Source organism: Mesorhizobium sp., from assembly GCF_041661565.1.
Lineage (GTDB): Bacteria > Pseudomonadota > Alphaproteobacteria > Rhizobiales > Rhizobiaceae > Mesorhizobium.
In genome coordinates this window covers 1-3,459 of record NZ_JBAZUD010000251.1, presented here as the reverse complement: position 1 = coordinate 3,459, position 3,459 = coordinate 1, and the positions used below count along the sequence as shown (strand labels likewise).

Below are 3,459 nucleotides of genomic sequence, written 5' to 3'. Positions count from 1 at the left end.
TGATCGCTGATCTCGAACAGCCCGAAGCGAAGCTGATAGCCCCAGTTCGACTTGCCGGCGGTGAACTCCAGCCTGTCGAGCAAAGGCTTGATCGGCGCTTCCTCCGCGCGCGCCCACTCGACGTCGCGGCGGAACGGCGTGAAGCCGCCTCCCATGTCGCCCTGATAGGGCTCGCCTTCCTGCACGGTGCCGATCGCCGTGAAGGCCTGCAAACCGTCCTTTTCACCGAGGATGGTGGTCGGCGAATAATAGATGATGCCATCGCCGGGCTTGACCCGGCGCAGGGGCGCCGCCTTGCCATGGTTGACCTGCATGAAGCCGCCCGCGCGGCCGCGACGGACATGTTCGGCCGAGGCAACCGCGATCCAGTACGCGCTCATTTCTGCTCCCCATTGGCCTGTTCCCCCACCGCCGTCCAGTAGACACGCAGGCGATGATTGTCAGGATCGAGCGCAACGAAAGTGCGCCCGAAATCCATGTCGGTCGGGGTCTGCAGGATCTTCAGCCCGCGGCTGGCCCAGTCGGCATGGGCGGCATCGACAGCGTCAGCCGCATCCAGCGCAAAGACGATCTCGGCGCCGCCACCCGCGGCCGACGCCGCCGGCTCCACCGTGTGGCGCGACCAGAGGCCAAGCTTGAAACCGTTGTCGAGCACGAACAGGACGAAAATGGCTGAGCTTTCGACCGGTTCACGACCGAACAGCGCGCCGTAGAAAGCGCCGCTCCGCTGCGGCTGGTCGACATAGAGGATAACGAAATTCGGTTGTGTCATGAATTGCTCTCCAAGGTTCAGCGTTTCGACTTGGGGAACTTAGGACAGGCTACTGTCAGATTCTGGCAGCAGCCATCATGAGGCTCGCGACTTTTGGAGTGTTGCCCGCCATTCCTTGAGCAGCGCCTGGCGGCGGCGCGGATAGCGCATGTCGGTGGCTTCGAGTTGCGCGATGCGGTCGGCGCGAAAATGGCGAAAATCCTGCCGCATCTCGCACCACGCCACCACCACCCGCACCTTGTCGAAGAAGGCCAGCGCAAACGGCCAGACCACGCGTTCGGAGGCGGCGCCGCCGGCATCGCGATAGAGAAAGCCAAGTTTGCGTTCATTGCGGATTGCCTGCCGCACCAGGCCGAGATCGATGCCTTCGACAGCCTTGGCGGGCGGTCCGACCAGCAGCGTCGAGGCATCGAGGTCCTCGCGCAGATCGTCCGGGAGCACGGCGGCGATCTTGGCCAGCGCGTTGGTGGCGGCGACTGACAGACGCTGGTCCGGCTGCTTGGCGACCCAGCGCGAACCGAGCACGATGGCTTCGATCTCCTCGTCGCTGAACATCAGCGGCGGCAGCATGAAGCCGGGCTTGAGCACATAGCCCAGCCCCGCCTCACCTTCGATCGGGGCGCCCTGCCCCTGCAGGGTGGCGATGTCGCGATAGAGCGTGCGGATCGAAACGCCCATCTCGTCGGCAAGCGTGTGCCCGCTCACCGGCCGGCGATGACGGCGTAGGCACTGGATCAGGTCGAGCAGGCGTTCTGAGCGGGACATGATTCTCGCGACTTGGGACCACGTCCACGATAGAGGTGCATGGGCGCGGCAGGAAGCCGGGACGGTTTCCCGTCCAGCGACGCCGCCGCGCCAATTCGGCTCAGAGGTCGAGCCGAAACACCTTGACCTCATTACCGCGCTCCAAAGCCTTGTTGGCGATGAAGATCGCCGCTTTCGACTGTTCGGCCTCGCGATCAGCGAGAACCCGCAGCATCGCCTCCAACCGGCGCATTGCTATCGCCTTGTTGCGGTGTTGCGAACGCTCGTTGCGTGCCGTGACCACGATCCCGGTCGGCAGATGCTCTGCGCGCACCGCACTGTCGGTTGTGTTCTGGTGCTGTCCACCGGGACCGCCGGCGCGCAAGGTTTCGAAACGGACATCGGACGCCGCGATCGAAGTGGCGGCGACCTCCGTCAGGTCAACGGTCCGCACGCCGACGAACCAGTTCCGCCTTTTGTGTTCTGCGCGCACCGGGCTCTTGAAGATGAACTTGACGGTGCCGCAATACTCCTGCGCGAGGGCTTCGGCGTGACGACCCTCGAGGCTGAGCAGGGCGGATCTGGCGCCGTGCCGGTCCGGCCGGTGGCCATACGCGACCTCCAGCGTGCAGCCGAGCCGGCCGGCTTCCCGTTCGACTATCTCCACCAGCGTCATCACGGCGATGCGGCATTCCACAGGGCCGCCGGCCGAGGTGACCAGCATGTCAATCGCGCCCATGATCCGCCCTCCCTGCACGGCGTTCGCGAGTGGGCTTGGTACGAGTCCGGTCGGGTGGACCCTCTGTCGCCCTCTTGTAGGTCACCAGGGGTTTCATCGTCACCAGGGGCACCACCAGACCGGCATCGGCGAGATCTTGCGCCACCTGCCCGGCATCCTTGTAGGCGGAAGCTGCTTCCTCGATGACCAGGTTGCGGTCGTCGCATATCAACTGCCCGCCCCACGCGTTTCTCAGCAAGGCGTCGCGCTCGGACTTGTTGCGGCCGACCCGGCCATGCATGGTGGCGCGATCGTATTTGCGGCCGGCGCCATGCGAAATGCCGCCGAGCGACGGACCCGTCCCGTCCAGCGCCCGGACGACATGGCTCAGGCTGGCGCGTGAACCCGCGATCGGAGCGACATCCCCCATCCGAACCGCCGCCGAACCCTTGTGATGGACGAAGCCATCGGCCCGGCGGCGCACAAGGTTGTGCGGTACATCGGCCAGCAGCCGCACTTCGCTGCGCAGGGCGCTTGCAGCGCGTTCGGCGATCAGCCGACGGTTGATCGAGGCCCAGGTGACGCAGATGTCGTGCTGCCCAAGCCAGTTCCTGCCCTCGGCGGACTCCGGATCGAGCCCGGCCGTGACCGCCGACGGAAGGCCGAGCATCCGCCCGAAGACGAAGGCGCCAAGTCCGCGCGAGCCTGAATGCACCAGAAGATAGAGCTTCTGGCGGTCGAACAGGCCTTCGCCAGCCGCATCGGCCTGGTCGACCGCCTGCAACTCGCAGAAATGGTTGCCGCCGCCAACCGTGCCAAGCGCTTCCAGAAAGAGGTCCGTCGGCAGGTCCGCGCCAGCGAGTGCCGCATGCGGGTCGACATCTTCCGCTTCGATCTGGCGCAGCCGTCCGACGGCCTTGTCGATCCTGAGCCTGCGCAGCGGCAGATCCAGTTCGAACAATGACATGCCGCAGCCAATGTCGTTGCCGATCAGTTGTGGATGCAGCCGCTCGGACAGCACGGCAATTCCGGTCGGACCATATTTGCCGGGATGCAGGTCGGGAAAGGCCGCAATCGAGGTGACGCCAGGCAGAGCCGCGACGGTCTGCAGTTGCTGAAGCGCCGCCCCCTCGATCCATGTGCGCGGTGAATAACAATGCTGGATATGCGCCGTCGCGACAATGCGCGGCGAAGAGGAGCCTGAGCTCCCGATCGATTTGCCCAT

At 65.3% G+C, this 3,459-nt stretch carries 5 protein-coding genes; all 5 read right to left on the bottom strand.

The window, feature by feature from the left end:
• Positions 1 to 380 (bottom strand): EVE domain-containing protein (locus WC739_RS25065; protein ID WP_372955678.1); only part of this gene is annotated, 380 nt, incomplete at its 3' end.
• Positions 377 to 772 carry a VOC family protein gene (locus WC739_RS25060; protein ID WP_372955677.1) on the bottom strand — a complete coding sequence of 132 codons (396 nt, stop codon included), beginning with the start codon at positions 770 to 772 and terminating at the stop codon, positions 377 to 379. The genes WC739_RS25065 and WC739_RS25060, both read right to left, overlap by 4 nt.
• 75 nt (positions 773 to 847) lie before the next feature.
• On the bottom strand, positions 848 to 1,537 hold the full coding sequence (locus tag WC739_RS25055; protein WP_372955676.1) for a helix-turn-helix transcriptional regulator: 690 nt from the start codon (positions 1,535 to 1,537) through the stop codon (positions 848 to 850).
• A 100-nt stretch (positions 1,538 to 1,637) separates the two neighbouring features.
• A complete protein-coding gene (prfH, locus tag WC739_RS25050; RefSeq protein WP_372955675.1) occupies positions 1,638 to 2,255 on the bottom strand; it encodes a peptide chain release factor H in 618 nt (205 codons plus the stop codon).
• Positions 2,242 to 3,459 (bottom strand): RNA ligase RtcB family protein (locus WC739_RS25045; protein WP_372955674.1); only part of this gene is annotated, 1,218 nt, incomplete at its 5' end. The genes WC739_RS25045 and prfH, both read right to left, overlap by 14 nt.

What these genes read in the sequence shown, in the direction of transcription:
- WC739_RS25060 (WP_372955677.1), bottom strand. Translation starts at nt 772, where the DNA reads ATGACACAACCGAATTTCGTTATCCTCTATGTCGACCAGCCGCAGCGG.
- WC739_RS25055 (WP_372955676.1), bottom strand. Translation starts at nt 1,537, where the DNA reads ATGTCCCGCTCAGAACGCCTGCTCGACCTGATCCAGTGCCTACGCCGT.
- prfH (WP_372955675.1), bottom strand. Translation starts at nt 2,255, where the DNA reads ATGGGCGCGATTGACATGCTGGTCACCTCGGCCGGCGGCCCTGTGGAA.